General features: G+C 71.5%; 15 protein-coding genes. 8 read left to right on the top strand and 7 right to left on the bottom strand.

The features are described from left to right. Positions 1-29: 29 nt before the first annotated feature. Entirely contained in the window at positions 30-1,337 is a 1,308-nt protein-coding gene (locus ACGFIO_RS17505) for a serine/threonine-protein kinase (protein ID WP_392827278.1), read from the top strand. On the opposite strand, the gene ACGFIO_RS17500 is transcribed toward ACGFIO_RS17505, so the two are convergent. From ACGFIO_RS17500 to ACGFIO_RS17485, 4 genes are all read right to left on the bottom strand, one after another. Further along, positions 1,334-1,741, bottom strand: coding sequence for a DUF3592 domain-containing protein (locus ACGFIO_RS17500; protein WP_392827277.1), 408 nt, complete (start codon positions 1,739-1,741; stop codon positions 1,334-1,336). The two genes, ACGFIO_RS17505 and ACGFIO_RS17500, sit on opposite strands and share 4 nt — an antisense overlap. 121 nt (positions 1,742-1,862) lie before the next feature. After that, positions 1,863-3,869 carry a biotin carboxylase N-terminal domain-containing protein gene (locus ACGFIO_RS17495; RefSeq protein WP_392827276.1) on the bottom strand — a complete coding sequence of 669 codons (2,007 nt, stop codon included), beginning with the start codon at positions 3,867-3,869 and terminating at the stop codon, positions 1,863-1,865. A gap of 70 nt (positions 3,870-3,939) precedes the next feature. Further along, positions 3,940-5,376, bottom strand: coding sequence for a carboxyl transferase domain-containing protein (locus tag ACGFIO_RS17490; RefSeq protein ID WP_392827275.1), 1,437 nt, complete (start codon positions 5,374-5,376; stop codon positions 3,940-3,942). Positions 5,377-5,573: 197 nt separating this feature from the next. After that, complete coding sequence (locus ACGFIO_RS17485) at positions 5,574-6,251, bottom strand: Crp/Fnr family transcriptional regulator (protein ID WP_285686067.1); 678 nt, start codon at positions 6,249-6,251, stop codon at positions 5,574-5,576. A 203-nt stretch (positions 6,252-6,454) separates the two neighbouring features. Here ACGFIO_RS17485 and ACGFIO_RS17480 point away from each other — a divergent pair, with 203 nt between their 5' ends. From ACGFIO_RS17480 to ACGFIO_RS17460, 5 genes are all read left to right on the top strand, one after another. Further along, a complete protein-coding gene (locus ACGFIO_RS17480) occupies positions 6,455-7,639 on the top strand; it encodes a CapA family protein (protein ID WP_392827274.1) in 1,185 nt (394 codons plus the stop codon). A 56-nt stretch (positions 7,640-7,695) separates the two neighbouring features. Continuing rightward, a complete protein-coding gene (nth, locus tag ACGFIO_RS17475; RefSeq protein WP_392827463.1) occupies positions 7,696-8,493 on the top strand; it encodes an endonuclease III in 798 nt (265 codons plus the stop codon). Between the two features lie 68 nt (positions 8,494-8,561). Beyond that, on the top strand, positions 8,562-9,203 hold the full coding sequence (locus ACGFIO_RS17470) for a TlpA family protein disulfide reductase (protein WP_392827273.1): 642 nt from the start codon (positions 8,562-8,564) through the stop codon (positions 9,201-9,203). Continuing rightward, positions 9,200-9,862: an NUDIX hydrolase gene (locus ACGFIO_RS17465; protein ID WP_392827272.1), complete on the top strand. Its 663-nt coding sequence runs from the start codon at positions 9,200-9,202 to the stop codon at positions 9,860-9,862. Before ACGFIO_RS17470 ends, ACGFIO_RS17465 begins: the two co-directional genes overlap by 4 nt. A 31-nt stretch (positions 9,863-9,893) precedes the next feature. Then, positions 9,894-11,072, top strand: coding sequence for a MarP family serine protease (locus ACGFIO_RS17460; RefSeq protein ID WP_392827271.1), 1,179 nt, complete (start codon positions 9,894-9,896; stop codon positions 11,070-11,072). Positions 11,073-11,085: 13 nt separating this feature from the next. On the opposite strand, the gene ACGFIO_RS17455 is transcribed toward ACGFIO_RS17460, so the two are convergent. Then, positions 11,086-11,700 carry a TetR family transcriptional regulator gene (locus ACGFIO_RS17455; RefSeq protein WP_392827270.1) on the bottom strand — a complete coding sequence of 205 codons (615 nt, stop codon included), beginning with the start codon at positions 11,698-11,700 and terminating at the stop codon, positions 11,086-11,088. A gap of 91 nt (positions 11,701-11,791) precedes the next feature. On the opposite strand from ACGFIO_RS17455, the gene ACGFIO_RS17450 reads away from it, so the two are divergent. Next, positions 11,792-13,192 (top strand): FAD-dependent monooxygenase, encoded by a 1,401-nt coding sequence (locus ACGFIO_RS17450; RefSeq protein ID WP_392827269.1) that lies wholly within the window; start codon positions 11,792-11,794, stop codon positions 13,190-13,192. A gap of 127 nt (positions 13,193-13,319) precedes the next feature. Here the strand turns inward: ACGFIO_RS17450 and mycP are convergent, their stop codons facing one another. Both mycP and eccCa read right to left on the bottom strand, forming a co-directional pair. Then, complete coding sequence (mycP, locus tag ACGFIO_RS17445) at positions 13,320-14,558, bottom strand: type VII secretion-associated serine protease mycosin (protein ID WP_392827268.1); 1,239 nt, start codon at positions 14,556-14,558, stop codon at positions 13,320-13,322. A gap of 407 nt (positions 14,559-14,965) precedes the next feature. Further along, positions 14,966-18,919: a type VII secretion protein EccCa gene (gene eccCa / locus ACGFIO_RS17440; RefSeq protein ID WP_392827267.1), complete on the bottom strand. Its 3,954-nt coding sequence runs from the start codon at positions 18,917-18,919 to the stop codon at positions 14,966-14,968. A gap of 186 nt (positions 18,920-19,105) precedes the next feature. Here eccCa and eccD point away from each other — a divergent pair, with 186 nt between their 5' ends. Beyond that, a complete protein-coding gene (eccD, locus tag ACGFIO_RS17435) occupies positions 19,106-20,542 on the top strand; it encodes a type VII secretion integral membrane protein EccD (protein ID WP_392827266.1) in 1,437 nt (478 codons plus the stop codon). Positions 20,543-20,741: the final 199 nt, after the last annotated feature.

The raw sequence follows: 20,741 nt of genomic DNA, 5'->3' as shown, positions 1-20,741 counted from the left end.
TCGGCGGCTCCTGGGTTATTTTCATACCCGTGACGGACACTCCGCCTGGCGCTCTGCCCACGCCCTACGTGCCAGGCATGTCCGGCTTGTCGGTCATGGCGCGTGGGGGTTACGCCACTGTGTACAAAGCCACCCAGGATTCGGTCGGCCGCGAGGTCGCGATCAAGGTGGAAAATCGCACCCTGGACAATCCACGCGACCAGGCCCGATTCCTGCGCGAGGCGCGAGCGGCCGGGCGCATGTCATCGCACCCGCATGTGGTCGACCTGTTCGACGTCGGTGTCACGGTCGACCAGCACCCGTACCTGATCATGGAACTGTGCGACGGGTCGTACCTGGACCGCATGCGCGTCTCGCCGCTCGGCGCGGTCGAGGCCCGCGACCTCGGCGTCAAGATCGCCGACGCGCTGGTGCACTCGCACGCCAACGGGGTCCTGCATCGCGACGTGAAACCGGCCAACATCCTCTACTCGCACTTCAACCCGGCCGTGCTGGCCGACTTCGGGCTGGCCGTGCTGGGCGAGATGCGCGATTCGTCGGTCACCCTCGAGGTGCTGACTCCGGCATACGCGCCGCCCGAGATGTTCCGCCACGACCAGCCGTCCGGCGCCGTCGACGTGTACGCGCTGTGCGCAACGCTGTACGCGGTGATGCGAGGCCACCCGCCGCGCTGGGAGTCCGACCGCAGCCCCAGCCTGATCACGCTGATGGACCTGTTCAACCGGCCGATCCCCGATCTGCCGCACGTCCCGCAGTCGATGACCGAGGTCCTGCGGTACGGGATGACCAACGACCCGCGGGCCCGGCCCACCGCCGAGCAACTGCGCGAGATGCTCAACGGCCTGCACCTGGCACCGGGCGGGGCGCCACCCCCGCCGCCGACCGTCTACCGCTCGACGCACAGCTTCAGCGAGCCGCGCCCGATTCCGCCGGCCAGCCAGACCCAGCCCGACGAGACCCCGACCGTGCACACCGAACGCAAGAAGCGCAAGTGGTTCCTCGGCGGCTTCGGCGTGTTCCTGCTGGTCGCGGCCGCCCTGACCGGCGCCTGGCTGGCCTCCGCGCCGCCCGCCGGGGTGCGCACCCTGGCCGGCAGACTGCGCGTGCCGGTGGCCTCGACGGCGCCGATCGCGTGGCGGTCCTTCGCTCGCGGCCCGTTGCCGGCCGGCGTCGACCCGGGCGATCGGGCCGCGGTGACCGGCAACGAGACCGTCCGCGACGTCTGCAGCGTGCGTTCGTTCCGCCGCGCGACCGGCGTCACCGATCTGCGCGGCTGGTCCTTCGCGGTGCAGCCGTCGGGCCGGTCCTTCACCTGCCTGGCCGCTCCCTCGCGCTAACCCAGTGCGAGAGACCCCAGCAGGATCAGGCCGACCAGGATGAACACCCCGCCGAGGCCGAGGGGCAGAACGAAGGTCAGCGCGTTCTGCATCGTGCTGCTCAGACGGGCGTCCTCCGGGCGATCCGCGGGATAGGTCACCGGGACCTCGTCGCCGAGGTCGTGCTGGCCGCCGCCGGTACCCCATTCGGCGGTGAACTTGTGCGCGCCGCCGTGTTCGTCGGCGAAGGCGACCACCGGGGCGTACAGCCGGCCCTCGTCGGTGTCGAACGGCTTGACCCCGGTCACCCGGCCGACGGTCCGGACCCGGTTGCGGCGCAGGCGCGGCACCTTCAGCACCTGCACCAGCCCGGCGACCAGCACCATCGCGCCGCCGACGAGCTTGATCAGAACGCCGATATCCATGCCGCTCATCGTGCCCGACGGGTGCACCTGGCGGCCCTTTGCTCTGAGCACAAATACGCATCACCATTGAACGTTCAACAGTGATGCATATTTGTGCTCAGAGCAAAGGGGCCGCGCGGGGCTACTCGGGGTCGAGAACGGCCAGGAGTTCGCCGGTGTCCACTTCGGCGCCGGGCTGGACGGGCAAGGAGGCGACCACGCCGGCCGACGGGGCGTGGACCGGGTGCTCCAGCTTCATCGCCTCCAGGGTGAGAAGGAGTTCGCCCGCGCGTACCCGCTGGCCGGGAACGACCAGAACGCGCCGCACCGCACCCGGCAGCGGAGCGATCAGCGAGCCCTCCGCCGCCTCCGGAGCCGGCAGCGGGAAGCGGGGCACCTCACGCAAGGTGACCGACCCTTCAGGGCTGTCCACGTAGGACACCTCGCCCACCCGGTGCACGTGGAAGGTCAGCCGGATGCCGCTCACGTCCAAGGCGACCTTGTCGCTGGACGCGTGCACCACCGTGGTCGGAGGGTGGTCGTCGATCGTCGGCTCCTGGCCCAGCCCGGCCAGGTCCAGCTCCTCGGGGTCGACCGCGCGCACCCACCAGCCGGCCAGCTCGCCGTGCCGGTTCATCCGGTAGCCGACCTCGACCGGGCCGGCCGGGCCGTCGTACACCGCGGTCTGTGAACCCGACGGCACGTTGCGCCAGCCGCTGGGCAGCGATGCCAGAACCCGGGCCGAGGTACGCCGGCCGGCCGCACCGGCCAGGGCGGCGGCCAGGCAAGAGATGCGGACGGCGTCCACCGAGGAGAGCAGGGGCGCGAAGACTTCGGGATGCCGGTCGAGGAAGCCGGTGTCCACCTCGCCGGCCCGGAACGACGGGTGGCGCAGGACGCGGACCAGCAGGTCACGGTTGGTGACGACACCGTGCAGCTGGGCCCGGGCGAGCGCCGAGCCGAGCATCCGCGCCGCCTCGGCCCGGGTCGGCGCCCAGGCCACCAGCTTGGCCAGCATCGGGTCGTGGTGCACGCCGACCACCGAGCCGTCGGTGACCCCGGCGTCCAGGCGGAGGCCGGGCTGGGGCAGGGGCCGGAACGAGCCGGCGATGTCGGGCACCGAGAAGCGGTGCAGCGTGCCGGCGGCGGGCAGCCAGGCGTACGCCGGGTCCTCGGCGCAGATCCGGACCTCGATGGCGTGGCCGCGGATCGGCGGCGGCCCGGGCATCGGCAGAGGGCCGCCCTCGGCGATCAGGAACTGCAGCCGGACCAGGTCGTACCCGGAGACACACTCGGTGATCGCGTGCTCGACCTGCAGGCTCGGGGTCAGCTCGAGGAAGTGGAAGTCTCCGTCGGAGTCGAGCAGGAACTCGACAGTGCCGACACCGACGAAGCCGAGCACCTTGACGCAGACGATCGCCGCCCGGCACAGCTCCTCGCGCAGCACCGGGTCGACCGCCGGGGACGGCGTCTCCTCGACGATCTTCTGGTAGCGGCGCTGGACCGAGCACTCCCGCTCGCCGAACGGCACCACGTTGCCGTGGGCGTCGGCCAGGATCGGGATCTCGATGTGCCGGGCGTCCTCGATGTACGGCTCGCAGAAGACGTCCGAGCCCACCTCCTGGCGGGTGGCCGCGACCGCCTCGGCCAGCGTGACCTTGTCCCGGACCACGCGCATGCCGGTGCCGCCGTCGCCGATGGCCGGCTTGATCAGCACCGGGAACTCGGTGACCTGGGCCGGGTCGGTGAACGTGGGCAGCGTCCGTACGCCCGCCTCGGCGACCCTCGACTTGCTCTCGATCTTGCTGTGCAGCGTGCTCAGGATCTTGGCCGGCGGCCCCACCCAGATCATCCCGGCGTCCGCGACCGCGGCGGCGAAGTCGGGGTCCTCGGCCATCACCCCGTTGCCGGGATGGATCGCGTTGGCACCGGCCCGGCGGGCCGCGGCGATGACCAGGTCACCGCGGAGATAGGTCGACGACGGCGAGTTGCCGGGCAGGTGGACGGCGTAGTCGGCCTCCGTCACATGCGGCGCGTCGGCGTCGGCATCGGAGTAGACGGCGACCGTCTCGATGCCGACCAGGCGGCAGGTGGCGAAGACCCGGCGGGCGATCTCACCACGGTGGGCCACCAACAGACGTCGGATCACTTTGCTACCCATCTTCTTGTTGCAGTGCGGCGGAGCCGCTTGAGGGGGGCCCAGCTACCTTTCGGGGCTTTCACGGTCGGAACACGCCCACGTGCTCGGCGCCCTGGACGGCGGCGCTGTGCACGGCGGAAAGGCAGAGTGCCAGCACCGTACGGGTGTCGCGGGGGTCGATGACGCCGTCGTCCGGGAGCTTGCGCCGCTGGTCCGGCTCCTCGGCCGGCCGTTCCACCGGCCAGCTGAACAGGAACCGGGGCTCGTACGCCCGACCGTAGATGCCACCCATCTGCTCGGCCGGCGTCGCGCCGATCATCAGCGTCAGATGCGGCACGGTCGACTTGGCCACCGCGTGCACCAGCGGCGCGCCGTGCCGTACGTCGGCCGCCTCCCGGTCCTCGACCTGGGCGTCGCCGGTGTACTGGACGAACAGCAGGGTGGTGTCGGTGGCGTTGGCCAGCTGGATGAAGTGCACGGCCTTCTGCGTCTCGGCCGGGGTGAACGTGCCGCCCAGGTTGGCCACCACGCCGATCGGGTAGCCGTGCAGCTCGCCCCAGCCGGTCACCACCGCCGTGCCCTGGGTCGGTTTGAACTCGTCGAAGTCGCTGTCGTCGAGGATCCGGGCGAGCACCTCGCGCGGGTCGAAACCGTCCTCGCCGGCCATCGTGAGCAGGGCCTCGGCGGCGAACCGGGGTGGGCGCGGGGACGCGGTGCGCGGGTCCGGGCCGCGTTTGCGCCAGTTGAAACGGCGTACGCACTGCCGGGCCAGCCGCAGCCCGTCCCGCTCGTCCTCGGCCAGCTGGTCGGCCGGCCCGGTCACCCCGGCGGGCACGGTCGGGGCGCTGCGGACCTCGGAGCCACGGCCGTTGGCGCCGGCGCGGACCGGCTGCGGGTGGATGGTCAGCACCTTGGCGTGCCCGCGGACCATGATCGTGTAGTCGGACAGGGCCGGCAGGTAGGCGGCGTCACCGGTCGTCGCCCCGAACACGACGCAGACGGTGGGCACCCGGTCGGCGGTGAGCTGGCTCAGGTCGCGGGCGATCGCGCCGCCCGGCGGTGGTCCCGCCGGTGCCGCGGCGCCGGTCGATTCGACCAGGTTGACCAGGGGCAGGCGGTTCACCGCGGCGATGCGGGCGGCCCGCCGGATCTTTTCGACCGTGTACGGGTTGACGGCGCCCCCGTCCACCGTCGGATCGTTGGCGATCACCACGCACTCGACCCCTTCGACCACGCCGATGCCGGTCACCACGCTGGCGCCGACCGGATAGCCGGAGCCCCAGGCCGCCACCGGCGACAGCTCGAGGAACGGGCTGTCCCGGTCGAGCAGCATCTCCACCCGCTCGCGGGGCAGCAGCTTGCCCCGGGCGTGATGGCGGGTCACCCACTTCTCGCCGCCGCCGGCCCGCGCCTCGTCCAGCGCCGCCTCGAGCTCCGCCAAGCGCTCGAGCATCGCCGACTTCGATTGCAGATAGGCGGGAGTCCGCGGGTCGATCGCGGACTCCAGGACGGTCATGTGCTCACCCCGCTGTGCCCGCCGGCCCGTGCGTCGCTCAAGTCCGCGCCCTCTCGCTGTGGATGTCGTGCCTCTCGACCACCTCCACAACGAGCATCTGACCGGGTGCGACACGGATCTTGACGTCCTTCTCCGGGGGTGTTACCAAACGCAAAAAAGGCCGCCCGGTCAGGGGCGGCCTTTCTGTTACGAGTTACCTAGACGCGGGCGCGGCGGGCGAGACGCTCCGGGTCGAGGATGATCACGCTCTTGCCGTCGAGCCGGAGCCAGGCGCGCGACGCGAAGTCGGCCAGCGCCTTGTTCACCGTCTCGCGGGAGGCGCCGACCAGCTGGGCCAACTCCTCCTGGGTCAGGTCGTGGGTGACCCGCAGGACGCCACCGTCGCGGGTGCCGAAGCGGCCGGCCATCTGCAGGAGGTTTTTCGCCACCCGGCCCGGGACATCGGTGAAGATCAGGTCGGCCAGGGCGTCGTTCGTCCGGCGCAGCCTGCGGGCGAGCACACGCAGTAACTGCTCGGCGATCTCCGGACGGTTGTTGAGCCACGGGCGCAGCGACGACTTCTTGAGCCGGGCCAGCCGGGTGTCGGTCACCGCCGTGGCGGTCGCCGTCCGCGGGCCGGGGTCGAACAGGGAGAGCTCGCCGAGCATGTCGGACGGGCCCATGATCGAGACGAGGTTCTGCCGGCCGTCGGCCGCCCGGCGACCCAGCTTGATCTTGCCGGAGAGCACGATATAGAGGCTGTCTCCCGCTTCGCCCTCGTTGAAGACGATGTCGCCCTTGCGGACCTCGATCGTGTCCATCTCCTTGGCGAGCGCCTCGGCCGCCTCCGGGTCAACGCCCTGGAAGATCCCGCTGCGCGCCAGCACCTCATCCATCGCCGCACCTCCACCTGCGCGTTTGCCCGCGCTCGATCAGTCTAGGCGCACGCGGGCCGGAAACTGGCGGGCACCCCTTGATCCAGAACCCGCAGCGTAACCGCTACGGGCCGTCTCGCTCGAAAATCGGTCGCTCTCGGTGATTGACGATCGGCTGAACGACCGTCGTTCGCGCTTGCTCCCTGACGGTATCGTCGCCGTCGATGAATGCCCACCCCCGGACCGGTCTGTTCGGTCGTCCCATCCTGACCGCGACGATCGCCGTCGCGGCGCTGGCCGGAATCGGGATCGGCGGGGTGGCCCTCGCCAATCGTGACAAATCCGACCCACCACAGTGGCAAGCCGGTGCCGCCGCCGCGCCCCCCACCGTTCCCAAGCAGCGCACGCCCTCGTCGTCACCGCCGCGCGAGGAGTCGACCGGCGACGCCATCTCGATGTCGGCCACCGGGGACATCATCATGGGCAGCGCGCCCAACAAGCTGCCGGCCCGCAACGGCGACGGGTTCTTCGACTCGGTCACCGACGGGCTGAAATCCGACTTCGTGATGGGCAACCTGGAACAGCCGCTCACCGGCGACACCGGCACCTCCAAGTGCGGGTCGCCGCCGCGCGCCAACTGCTTCGCGTTCCGGTCGCCCCCGGCGTACGCGAAGCATTTGCAAGAGGCCGGCTTCCAGCTGCTCAACACGGCCAACAACCACTCCAAGGACTACGGCACCCAGGGCTATCAGAACACCGTCCAGGCGCTCGAGGGCGCCGGGCTCAAACACACCGGTGCGCAGGACGAAATCACCGTCGTCGAGGTCAAGGGCGTCAAGGTCGCGGTGGTGGGCTTTTCCCCGTACGCCGGGGCCAACAACCTGAACAACCTCGAAGCCGCGCGTGACGTCGTCAAGCGGGCCGCCGGCCAGGCCGATCTGGTCGTGGTGCAGGTGCACATGGGCGCCGAGGGCTCGGACAAGACGCACGTCAAACCGGGCAGCGAGCTGTTCTTCGGCGAGAACCGCGGCGACCCCAAGGCGTTCAGCCACGCGGTCGTCGACGCCGGCGCCGACGTGGTCATCGGGCACGGTCCGCACGTGCTGCGGGGCATGGAGTTCTACAAGGACCGGCTGATCGCGTACAGCCTCGGCAACTTCGCCGGCGGCGGCAAGACGCTGTCCAGCACCGGAGTCCTCAAGTACGGCGCCATCCTGCACGTCTCGCTCCAACCGGACGGCACGTGGGCCGGCGGCAAGGTGGTCTCCACCTATCTCAACGCGGCCGGCGTACCCACCGCCGACGAGAACGGGAAGTCCCGCGACCTGATCGCCGACCTGTCCGCCGACGACTTCGGCGACACCGCGGCGAAGATCGGCGAGGACGGATCGATCTCGCCGCCGCGGTGACCCGGCCCGTCGTACCGGCGACGTACTCTTTGTCGGTGACTTCGCCCACCGCCGCTCTGCTGGCCCGCTCGGCCAAGCGTTTCGCCGGCGAAACGCCGATCGGGCGCAAACGCCGGGCCCGCAAGATGGCCCGGGAGCTGGCCGAGACGCATCCCGACGCGCACTGCGAGCTCGACTTCACCACGCCGCTCGAGCTGGCCGTGGCCACCATCCTGTCCGCGCAGACCACCGACGTCCGGGTCAACGAGGTCACTCCGCGGGTGTTCAAGAGATACTTGACGCCGGCCGACTACGCGGCGGCCGACCGGGCCGAGCTGGAAGAGGTCCTGCGGCCGACCGGGTTCTTCCGGGCCAAGACCGACTCGCTCATCAAGCTGGGGCAGGCCCTGGTCGAGCGGTACGACTCGGTGCTGCCGGCCAAGCTCGACGACCTGGTCAGCCTGCCCGGCATCGGGCGCAAGACGGCCAACGTGATCCTCGGCAACGCGTTCGGCGTACCCGGGATCACCGTCGACACCCACTTCAGGCGGCTGACCAACCGGTTCGGCTGGGTCAGCGAGGACGACCCGGTCAAGATCGAGTTCCAGGTCGCCGACCTGATCGAGAAGCGCGACTGGACCATGCTGTCGCACCGGGTGATCTTCCATGGCCGCCGGGTCTGCCACTCCCGCAAGCCGGCCTGCGGGGCGTGCACGCTGGCGCCGATGTGCCCGTCGTACGGCACCGGGCCGACCGACGCGGCCGGCGCGGCCAAGCTACTCAAGGGCCCGCGGGCGCGGGAGCTGGCCGTCCACGCCGGCGTCGACCCCTCCCTGGTCCCGGCGGCGGCCATCGTCACCCCGGAGGCCCCGTGAGGCGTGGGCCGGCCGCCCCGGTCACACTCTCCGCGTCCCCGTCGGCCCCCGGTCGGTGGGGACGCGGGATGGCCTGGCTCGCCGTGCCCATGATTCTTGCTCTGCCGGCGTGCACCTCGCCGCCCGAGACCTCCACGACGCCGACGTCGGAAACCCCGTCACCCTTCGACGACTGCGCCGCGCTGACCGCGCCGCCCTCCGCCTCGGCCGGGGCCTCTTCGCCGGCCGAGGCGACCTCTTCGGCCGGGGCCTCCTCGGCTGGGGGCTCCTCCTCGGCTGGGGCGAAACGGGCGGCCGCTCTGCCCGAACTGTCGCTGCCCTGCTTCACCGGAGGGCAGGAGGTCGCGCTCGGCGCCCTTCCCGGCCCGGCGGTGATCAACATGTGGGCGTCGTGGTGCGGACCGTGCCGCAACGAGCTGCCCGTCGTGCAAGGCCTGGCCGCCAAGGCGGGCGGGCGCTTGCACGTGCTCGGGGTCGATGTGGGCGACAGCCGGGAGGCGGCGGCCTCGTTCGGGCGGGGGCGTTCGGTGACCATGCCGACGCTCTACGACCCGAAGAGGCGGCTGCCCGCCGCGCTCGGCCAGATCAACCTGCCGGTCACCGTCTTCGTCGACACGGCCGGCCGCGCCTACGTGCACCCGCTGCCGATGGACGCCCGGACGCTGAGTGAGCTCGTGCGCACGCACACCGGGGTGGCGGTGGCGCCGTGACCGAGTTGCCCGGCTGGTGGGAGCCGTTGCGAAGCCGGACGGCGTCGCTGCGTACGGAAGACTTCACCACGCTGCGCGTACCCAAGGGCCAAGGGCGACCCAGCGCCGTGCTCGTGCTCCTCGGCGAGGACCGCCCCGGTGAGCCCGACCTGCTCGTGCTGCAACGCGCCGCGACCATGCGCAACCATGCCGGTCAGCCCGCGTTCCCCGGCGGCGCGGCCGACCCCGGCGACGCCGACCCGGCCGCCACCGCCCTGCGCGAGGCCGGCGAGGAGGTCGGGCTCGACCCGGCCAGCGCCACCGTCGTCGCGTCCCTGCCCGAACTGTTCATCCCGGTCAGCGGCTTCCTGGTGACACCGGTGCTGGCCTGGTGGCACGCCCCGCATCCGGTGCGACCGTGCCAACCGGCCGAGGTCGCCCGGGTCGAGCGGCTGCCGGTGGCCGAATTGGTCGATCCGGCCAACCGCTTGCGAATCCGGCATCCGAGCGGTTGGATCGGGCCGGCCTTCCAGGTTCGCGACATGCTCGTCTGGGGTTTCACCGCCGGTGTCACCTCGACCCTGCTCGACCTGGCCGGTTGGAGCCGGCCGTGGGACACCGACCGCGTCGAGGACCTGCCGGAGCAGGCCGCACCGGTGCCGGGACAGGTGGTTCCGTGAGCGGGTGGACCGTCACTTCTACGCTGAGTGGGTGCACGTGGTCGATGCGATCCTAATCCTGCTGATGCTGGTCTTCGCGATCAGCGGATACCGGCAGGGATTCGTGATCGGTGCCCTGTCCTTCGGCGGCTTCTTCAGCGGCGCACTGATCGGCCTTCAGGTCGGCCCGCTGATCGCCAACCAGTTCGCCGACGGCGCCGTACGCGTCGTGGTGTCCCTGGTTTCGATCTTCGCGCTGGCCGTGCTCGGTCAGACGCTGGCCGGCTGGTTCGGCACCAAGCTGCGGCGGTCGATGACCAGCAAGCCGGTGCAGCGCCTGGACGACGCCGGTGGGGCCATGGTCTCGCTGGTCGCCGTCCTGCTGGTGGCCTGGCTGGTGGCCATCCCGCTGAAGTCGACGTCGCTGCCGTGGCTCAACCGCGAGGTGCGCAGCAGCGCGGTCCTCGACGGCATCAATTCGCTGATGCCGCAGCAGGCCCAGGCCCTGTCCTCGGCCCTGCGGTCCACCCTCGACACCAACGGCTTCCCCGAGGTCTTCAGCGGCCTCTCCCCGACCAACGCCCGCGAGGTCGCCGCCCCCGATCCGGCCCTGGCCAAGTCCCAGGTCGTGATCAACAGCCGCCGCTCGGTCCTGAAGATCCTGGGCACCGCGCCCAGCTGCTCCCGGCGTATCGAAGGATCCGGTTTCGTGTACGCCGACGAGCGCGTGATGACCAACGCGCACGTGGTCGCCGGCACCCGCGAGATCGAGGTGGAGACGTCGAGCGGCCGCCTCGACGGAACGGTCGTGGTCTACGACCCGAAACGCGACCTGGCCGTCATCTACGTGCCCGGCCTCCGGGCGCCGCGCCTGAACTTCGTCGACAAGCCGGCCGCCACCGGCCAGAACGCCATCGTCCTGGGCTACCCGCTGGACGGCCCCTACGACGCCCAGTCGGCCCGGGTCAGCGACGTCGGCAACGTGCCCGGCCCCGACATCTACGAGGCGGGCGAGGTCAACCGAGAGATCTACACCATCCGGGCGCTGGTCCGCAGCGGCAACTCGGGCGGCCCGCTGATCACCCCGAACGGCCGCGTCCTCGGCGTGATCTTCGCGGCGGCGGCGGACGACCGGAACATCGGGTTCGCGGTCACGGCCCGCGAGGCGGCCGGGGTGGCCCAAGACGGCCGCGACCGCACCCGGGGAGTCCGCACCGGCGACTGTGCTTGACCGCCACTCCGACCTATCTGTGCGGGGAGCCGCTGGTGTGAGGCCGGCGGGCGGTGCCTGGCCGGCCCGTGAGGTAGTGCTCGATCGCCGGGCCGAGCCACGCCGCCAGTTCGCCGGCGGTCATGGACACCACCGCGGGTAGCTCCAGGACGTACCGGGTCAGCGCCAAGCCCATCATCTGCGTCGCCAGCAGCCCGGCCCGCCGGTGGACCTGCTCCGGATCGGGCTCGATCAGCGCGATCAGCGGCTCGATCTGGTTGGCGACGAGGAACCGGGCCCGTTCGGCCGCCGCCTCCTGGGTCGCCGCCACCCGCAGCAGGGCGATCATCGTGTCGTTGCGCTCGCACAGGTCGAGCAGGTGCTGGACCAGTGCGGCGGTCCGTGCGGCCGGGGCGAGCCGGGTCAGGTCGGGCAGCTCCAGACCGAAGTCGGCCGCGGCGGCCAGCAGCTTCTCCTTGGAGCCGTAATAGCGCATCACCATGGCCGGATCGATGCCGGCCTGGGCGGCGATAGCCCGGATGGTGGCCTTGGCGTAGCCGTCGGCGGCGAACCGTTCGCGCGCCGCGGCCAGGATGGCTGCCCGGGTGCGGTCGGATCGGCGGGGCGGCATGTCCTGTTCCCCTGTCACGTCAACAACTGTAGGCCAACAACCGTTGACTTCCTCCGCCGGGGCCGAGGAGGATCGGTCAACAGGTGTTGGCATTCGGAGGGGGAGCGCGATGGATACCGATGTCCTGATCGTCGGGGCCGGGCCGACCGGCCTGACCCTGGCGGGCGACCTGGCCCGGGCCGGCATCGGCCACATGCTGCTGGAACGCCGCTCGGGCGAGCCCAACACCACCCGCGCCTTCGCCGTCCACGCGCGCACCCTCGAGCAACTCGACATGCGTGGCGTCGCCGACGAGCTGGTCGCCACCGGGCAGCAGCTACCCGGCATCCGCCTGTTCGGGAAGACCATGGTCAGCCTGGCCGGCGTACCCAGCCGCTTCCCCTACGTCCTGATCACCCCGCAATACGAGACCGAACGGGTGCTGGCCGGTCGCGGCGTCCGGGTGACCTCCGGCGCCGCGGTCACCTCGGTCGACCAGGACGACGACGGCGTCACCGCGACCCTCGACGACGGCCGGACGCTGCGGGCCCGCTACCTGGTCGGCTGCGACGGGGTGCACAGTGTGGTCCGCCGGGCGATCGGACTGTCGTACCCCGGGCGCTCGGTCCTGCGTTCGATCATGCTGGCCGACGTACGCCTGCGGGAGAAGCCGGCCGAGACTCTCACGGTCAGTTCGGCCGTCGGCGCCATGGCCTTCATCGCACCGTTCGGCGACGGCTGGTACCGCGTCTTCAGTTGGAACAGCGACGAGCGTCCCGTCTCCGAACCGGTCGAGCTGGCCGAGATCCGGGCGACCGTCCGCCAGGCCTGCGGAACCGACTTCGGCCTGCACGACCCACGCTGGATGTCCCGGTTCCATTCCGACGAACGCCAGGCCCCGCACTACCGGGTGGGCCGCGTCTTCCTGGCCGGCGACGCCGCGCACTGCCATTCGCCGGCCGGCGGCCAGGGCATGAACACCGGCATCCAGGACGCCGCCAACCTCGGCTGGAAACTGGCGGCGGCGGTCCGCGGGCACGACGGGCTGCTGGACAGTTACGAGACGGAACGGCACCCGATCGGCCGGACCGCGGTGAAGTCATCGGGCGCCCTGGTCCGCTCGGGCATCGCCCGCTCGGCCCCGCAGCGCGCCCTGCGCCTGGCCGCGGTCCGGATCCCGCTGAGCGTGCCGGCGATCCGCCGCAAGGGCGCGCTCATGATCTCCGGGGTCGGCATCAGCTACGGCAACGGCGTGGACCGGGTGCCGGACGTCCCGCTGCCCGACGGCCGGCGGCTCTACGAGGCGTTGCGGGACGGGCGGTTCGCGCTCCTCGGCCAGCCGGCCCTCGACATCGGCGCCTGGTCCGAGCGGGTCACCCCCACCGACGCGAGTTCGGCCGGCGACCGGATCATTCTGGTACGCCCGGACGGGTACGCGGCGTGGTCCGGCGCCCCGGCCGACACCGCCGGCCTGCTTACCGCGCTGCGGCACTGGTGCGGCGCCCCGGCCGGCAAGCCGGTGGCGAGCTAGCTAGCCCAGCGCCTCAACGCCCCCGGCCGACGTTGGCGGGTTCAGGTCGGCCGCCGGGTCATTCGGGCCACCCATGGGTGCGAGCTCGCCCAGGGATGGACCCGTTCACCGCGCCCGGCGCCGTGGGTCAGGTGACGTTGGCGAAGCGGCGGATGATCGCTACGCCCACGAGGGCGGAGAGGGCGAAGAAGGCGGCCGCCGCCCACCAGCCTCGGTTGTGCTGCTCGTCGTCGGCGGGCGGGGCGGCGACCTGGGCACCGGCGTTCTTGCCGGGGACGCGGTTGTCGCTCGCGGTGTCGGGGGCCGGCTTGTTGGGGGCCGACTGGGCCGAACCGGACACCCGCGCGCTGCCCAGGCGGGCCAGGCCGGGCGTCGGGGAGGTGTCGAGCGGGTTGTCGGCCACCGTGGGAAGCTCGGCGGTCAGGGCGCCGGTCGGGTCGACCAGGCCGAAGCCGTACTTGTTGTCGCGGCCCTCGGGTCCCCGGTCGCGGGCCGTCTTGATGATCCGGTTGACCACCTCGCCGGCCGGCATGGTGGGCCAGCGGGAGCGGATCAGCGCCGCCGTCGCGGACACCATCGGCGCGGCGAAGCTGGTGCCCTGCACGTTCCAGTAGCCCGACGGGCTGGCCCCGACCAGCTTGGTGGCGGGCGCCGTCACCACGGTCTCGGGGCCGGTGATCGAACCGGACCACAGCACGTCGCCGGAGCGCTCCATGCCGGCCACCGCGATCACGCCGGGCTCGCGAGCCGGGTACCACACTCCGCTCGACGACGAGGCGCTCGCGTTGCCGGTGCAGGCGACCACCACGACGTCCTTGGCGAAGGCGTAGTCGATGGCCGCGGCCAGGGCGGCGCTGCTGCCGCTGCCGCCGAGGGACATGTTGATCACGCGCGCGCCGTGGTCGACGGCCCAGCGGACGCCCTTGGCCACGATCATCGCGTCGTCGTAACGGTTTTCCTGGTCGAGCACGCGTACCGGAAGGATTTTGGCCTTGGGCGCGATGCCCACCACGCCGGCGTCGTCATCCTTGCCGGCGATGATCGCCGAGACCGTGGTGCCGTGGCCGACCAGGTCGGTGTCGCCGTCGCCCTTGCTGTCGACCAGGTCGAGGCCGGGCAGCACCTGGCCCTGCAGGTCGACGTGCCGGGAATCCACCCCGGAGTCGATCACCGCGACGGTGACGCCCGCGCCCTGCGACCAGTTCCAGGCGCCGGCGACGTTCAGCGTCCGCAGATGCCACTGCTCGGAGCGGATCGTGTCCTGAGTGACCGGGTTGGGCGCGGCCTCAGCGACGGTGCCGGGAAGACCGACCGCGAGAACCGAACCGGCGAACACACCGGCGGTCGCGCGCAGACAACGACTCACCAAGCCGCACCGCCGAAAGCCGCATCGCCAAGAGCACCACCGAAAGCCGTGCCGCCGAAAGCCGCCCTGCCAAGAGCCGCGCCGGCCGCACCGCCGGGAGCCGCGCCGGCCGCACCGCCGGGAGCCGCGCCGGCCGCACCGCCGGGAACAATGCGAGGTGCACTGCCCGGACCGCCGCCGGAAGCCGAGGCGACCGTATCGCCGCGAGCAATGCGAGGCGAGCCGCCGGGCAGGATCCACCGAGGTGACGCGTCACGGCCCCGGGGGGAGGTGCTCGCTGCGCTCACGGGTCGACGATGCCTATCTGCCAGTGGTGAACGGGGTTGGTCGATGCAGGGAGATTACTCCGAAAAAGCGACGCTTGGCTGGGCTGTGGACAACTCAATCGCACCGTTCGTCCGATCGCCCTAGTAGGGCGGTTGGTGGGCGAGTTGGACCAGGCGTACGCCCTCACGCCGGGTGATGAGGCGGCCACGTCCCGGCGGCATCGGGACGGCCTTCACCGGCCCGATCAGCGCGCCCTCGTCCGGTGACCCGGACATCACCAGTCCCGGTGACGAGAGCTCGCGCAGCCGCTGGATGACCGGCTCGTACAGGGCCCGGCTGGCACCGCCGGCCCGCCGCGTGATCACCACGTGCAGACCCACGTCGCGGGCCTGGGAGAGGTAGGGCAGGAGCGGGGTGAGCGGGTTGGTCGGGCCGGAGACCACCAGGTCGTAGTCGTCGACCAGCACGAACAGCTCCGGCCCGGTCCACCAGGAGCGTTCCCGCAGCTGCTGCGCGGTGACGTCCGGCCCGGGCAGCCGGCGTTCCATGTAACCGGCCACCGACTCCATCAGTTCCAGCGTCTTCTGCGCCTGCATGCCGTACCCGATGCGGTGGTCGGTCTCGGGCATGTCCATCAGGCTGCGCCGGTAGTCGACCAGGATCAGCCGGGCCTCCTCGGGCTGGAACCGCCGGGTCACGGTGCTGGCCACCGCGCGCAGGAACGACGACTTGCCGCACTCGGCGTCGCCGAAGAGCAGGAAGTGCGGGTCGGTCGCGAAGTCGATCTCGACCTGGGAGAGGTCCTGCTCGGACAGCCCGATCGGCAGGCGCAGGCCGGTGCTGCGGGCCAGGTCCATGTCGGCGTACGGGTATGAGTCGGGCAGCATCCGCACCCGCGGCGCCAGCGGGCCACGCCAGTTGGTCGCGATCTCCTTGACCAGCTCCGTCGTCTCGCCGATGGTGCTCAGCTCCGCGCGTACCGTCAGGACGTGGTAGCTCTTGTTCTTGTCGGTCGGGTGCTCGACGATGCCACGGCCGGCCTGTTCGGGGACGTTGTTCGCGGCCCGCCGGTTGACACTGGAGTCGCTCGGATCGCCCAGTCGCAGCTCCAACTGGGAGCCGAAGAGGTCGCGGATGGCCGGCCGGAAGTCCATCCAGCGGGTCGCGGTGCCGACCACGTGGATGCCGTACGACAGGCCGCGGGTGGCGATGTCAGTGATCACCGGTTCGAGCTCTTCGAATTCCTTGCGCAGCGTGGTCCAGCCGTCGACGACCAGGAAGACGTCGCCGAACGGGTCGGCGGCGACCGCCGAGGGGTTGGCCCGGCGGCGCCGGTAGGACGCCATGGAGTCGATGCCCATCTCGGCGAACCGCTGCTCGCGCTGGGCGAGCACGGTCAGGACCTCGCCGACGGTGCGGCGCACGCCGATCGCGTCGGCGCGCCCGCTGACTCCGCCCACGTGCGGCAGATCGCGCAGGACGCCGAGCGCTCCGCCGCCGAAGTCGAGGCAGTAGATCTGCACCTCGGCCGGGGTGTGGGTCAGAGCAAGACCGCAGATCAGGGTACGCAGCGCCGACGACTTGCCGGACTGCGTCGCCCCGACCACAGCCAGGTGCCCGGCAGCGCCGCCGAGCTGGATCCACATCGCGTCGCGTCGCTGCTCACGGGGCTTGTCGATGAGCGCAACGGGCACCTGCAGGGCGCCGTGCAACTCGGGGTTGGCGAAGCTGAGCCCGCGGACCGGGTCGACCGCGACCGGCCCGAGCAGTTCGTCCAGCACCGACGACTGGTTGAGCGGCGGCAGCCACACCTGGTGCGCGGGCGGTCCTTGGCCGGCCAGCCGGGCCACCATGACGTCCATCAGGCTCTCGCCGGCCGGTGTCTCCTCGGGGGTCGGTTCGGCCGGCTTGACGGTTTTCGGCACAGGCACGTAATGGGTCGAATAGGACAGTACCTGCGGTGCGGCGCTTGCTCCGGTGGCGCCGGCGCGACGACTGCCGGGCTTGCGGTAGGTGCCGGAGACGTACGCGGCCTTGAACCGGACCAGCGGCTCGGTGCCGAACTTGAGGTACCCGTGGCCGGGTGAGCGAGGCAGCTCGTACGCGTCGGGCACGCCCAGCACCGCCCGCGACTCGAGCGCCGAGAAGGTCCGCAGGCCGATCCGGTACGAGAGATGCGTGTCCAGTCCCCGCAGCCGTCCCTCTTCGAGGCGCTGGCTGGCCAGCAGCAGATGCACACCCAGCGAACGCCCGAGACGTCCGATCTGGACGAAGAGGTCGATGAAGTCCGGTTTGGCGGACAGCAGCTCGGAGAACTCGTCACAGATCACCAGCAGCGACGGCAACGGCGGTAGCGCCGAGCCACCCGCCCGCGCCTTCTCGTAGTCGCGCAGACTGGCGAAGTTCCCCGACTTCCGCAGCAGCTCCTGGCGGCGCAGCATCTCGCCGTCGATCGCGTCCACCATGCGGTCGACCAGCGGCAGCTCGTCGGCCAGGTTGGTGATCACCGCCGCGGTGTGCGGCAGCCTGTCCAGCGACGCGAACGTCGCGCCACCCTTGAAGTCGACCAGCACGAAGTTGAGCGTCTCGGACGAGTGCGTGCCGGCCAGCGCCAGGACCAGGGTGCGCAGCAGCTCCGACTTACCCGAGCCGGTGGCGCCGATCAGCAGGCCGTGCGGGCCCATGCCGTCCTGTGCCGACTCCTTCAGGTCGAGCTCGACCGGGCCGCCGTCGCCGCCGACGCCGATCGGTACGCGCAGCTTGTCGCGGTTAGGCCGGGGCAGCCAGCTCTGCGCCACGCTGAACGTCTCGAGATCGGGGATGCCGAGCAGCTCGGTCAGGCCCATCTCGGCGGCGAGCGGGGCATCCGGCGACTTCGACGCGGCGGCCAGCCGGTAGGGGGCGAGCCGCCGCGCGACCGCCTCCGCCTCCGGTTCGCTCAGCCGGTCCGGCGTGCCGACCTCGGCCGCGTGCTCAGTGGCGTACGTGTGCAGTGCTCTTTGGCCGGCGGCCTGCTGGACCTCCAGCACCAACAGCGACCGGTCGAGCAGCTTGGGTGGGGTGTCATCGAGATCGAGAACGGTCACGCCATCGATGCCGTCGTCGAGCTGAGTGGCCCCGCGCAGGTCAACCCCGTCGAGCACGATGATCACATGCGGCGTGCTCGTACCCATCGCACCCGGGTTGAAGCGCGGCCGGTTGCCGATCACATCCTCGATCATCCGCTCGAGATCCGGCCCCGAGCTGGCCACCATCCGCACCTGGCCGAGCGCGTCGGTGCGGGTCGGATGCAGGTTGTGCGGCAACCACTTGATCCACTCCCAGGAGGCTCGCCGCTCGCGCCCGGCCGCCACCGCGATCAGCAGGTCGTCGGGTGCGTGGAAGACGGCCAGCTGGGCCAGCACCGCACGGGTGAGCGCGCGGGCCTCGGCCTCGGGCCCGCGCATGAAGACCCGGGCGAAACCGCGCAGCGACACCGCGACGGGAAGATCAGGGACCACCGAGTACGCATCGAGAAACCGGCGCAGTGCACCCGCGGTCATCGGTTCCAGATCTTCGAGTGGCCTGGTCACCGGGGGGACGAGCGGGGTCGCCAAGGTCTGCGGGCCGACCGCCAGCCGGACCACCCCGAAATCGGGATCGGCCGGGCGGCGTTCCCACACCCGGTGGCTACCCGCCGTCGACCACAGCTGGCCCGGCTCCGGATGCCGGTAATAAAGGCCGGTCCGCTGCTTGCTCGCCGTCTCGCGCACCCGGCGGCGCAGGTTGGCCAGATGCCGCAGATATTCGCGACGGGCGGCCATCATCTCGGCCTTCTTGGGCGAGCCGCTGCTGCCGAACGAGGTGGCCAGCATGGCCAGCGAGGAAACCCCGAACAGGCCACCAATCACGTAGGACATGGCGCCGCCCCGGGCCGGGCCCATCATCATGGCCATGGCCACCGAGCCGCCCAGCATCGGCAGCACCATCACCGCCTGCTGCCAGCGCCGGGCACCGTCCTGCGGGATCTCCGGTGGCGCGTCCACGGCCAACTCGCCGGTCGGAATCTCCGGTGCCGGTCGTCTCGCGGACCGCTTGATCACGGTCGTACTCATGACAAGCCGTCCCTTTCTTTCCCCGTCGACTGCACGCACAGTCTGGCACCGCGCCGGCCCGTCGCCTGAGTTATCCACAGGCCGGCCGTCGCCTGCGTCCATCCACAGGCGGGCATCGCGCCGCGCCCAGGATAGGTAAAGTCGCCTCCGTTCCGCAGCCTCGCTTCTCCTCGATGGGTTTCATTCATGAGTGTCGGTCTGGCGCGCATCACGATCAGCGCTCCACAACGCCGCGTCGACGTGGCGCTGCCGGAGCACGTCCCGCTGGCCGAGCTGCTGCCCGAGGTGCTGCGGCACGCCGGCGAGGGCCTGGCCGACGACGGCGAGCGGCACGGCGGCTGGCTGCTGCGGCGCACCGACGGGGTTCCGCTGGCGACGGCTCAAGGTCTTTTCCCGCAAGGGGTACGCGACGGCGAGGTGCTGCATCTGGTGCCCGCGCGCGAAGACTGGCCCGAGCTGGAGTATGACGACGTGGTCGAGGCGATCGCCGATGGTGCGCGCCGCCGGGGCACGGTGTGGACGCCCGCCTCCACCCGCACGGCCACCGTGCTCAGCGGTGCGCTCCTGCTCGGGGTGGGTCTGCTCGCGGTGCTGGCCGCCGGGCCGTCGTGGGTCGGCTCGGCCTACGTCGGGCTTGGCGTGGGCCTGTTGCTCGCGCTGGCCGGGGTGACTGCTTCCCGCGCGTACGGGGACGCGCGGGCCGGTGCGGCCCTGGGCGCGTGCGCGATGCCGTACGCGTTCGCCGGCGGCGCCGTCCTCGTCTCGTCCGGCTCGGCCGATCGCGTGGGCGTGTTCGCCCTGCTCCCGTGGCTGGGTGGCGCCGAGCTGCTGACCGGCTCGGTCGCCCTGCTGCTGGTGGCCGCGCTCGGCGGCATCGGGGTGGCGGCCGGCCTGCGGGTCTTCGCCGCCGGCGGCATGGTCGGCCTGCTCGGCGCGATCACCGCCCTGATCGGCATCTGGGCGTCCGCCGCGGCCGGCGCCGCGGCGCTGATCTCGGTTCTGGTCTGTGGCATCGGCCTGATCCCGCTGATCGCCATCCGCTTCGGCAAGGTCCCGATGCCGCCGGTCACGTTGCCGACCGGCAGCGGCGCCGACGGTTTCACCGCCGCGCAGCAGACCGGGGCGGCCGACCTGGCCCGCGAACGCCCCGACCGGGCCACCGTCTTCGCGGCGGTCACCCGCACCGAGGAACTCCTGGCCGGGATGCTGCTGGGCCACGCGATCCTGGCCGCCGGCGCCTTCCTGGTGCTGGCGTCCTCCGAAAGCCTGGCGGCCCGCCTCCTCATGGCGGTCTCAGCCGCGGCCCTGCTCCTGCGTTCCCGCCTGTTCGTGACGTTGCGCCAGCGGGTCCCGCTGATCTGCGCCGGCCTGTTCGGCGTGGCCGCCCTGGGCCTCAACCTGCTGGCCACCGCCAACACCCCGGTCCGTCTGGCCGTGAGCGCCGCCGCCGTAGTCCTGGCCTTGTCCACAATGGCCGCCGGCGCCACCTACTCCCGCAAGCCCCCGTCCCCCTACCTGGGCCGAGCCGCCGACCTGACCGACACTCTGGTGGTCGTCTCCGTAATCCCCGTAGCCTGCGCCGTAGCAGGCCTATACAACGCCGTAACCAACATCTCTTTCTAGCCACTGGCGCGTTCCGCTGAGCTCAGCCATTCCCACGGCGCGTTCCGCTGAGCTGGTCCTACCCCGTGGCCCAGTCTCCCTGCGCAGCGCCGGCGCGGTCCCATGAGCCCACGCGGCGCGGTCCCCATGAGCCCACGCGGCGCGCTCGACCGACCTCAGCCGATGTGCTCAATCGAGCTCAGCGGGCGTGCTCAATCGA

Source organism: Actinoplanes sp. NPDC049265 (assembly GCF_043197135.1).
GTDB lineage: Bacteria > Actinomycetota > Actinomycetes > Mycobacteriales > Micromonosporaceae > Actinoplanes.
This window is presented reverse-complemented; position numbering and strand designations above follow the sequence as displayed.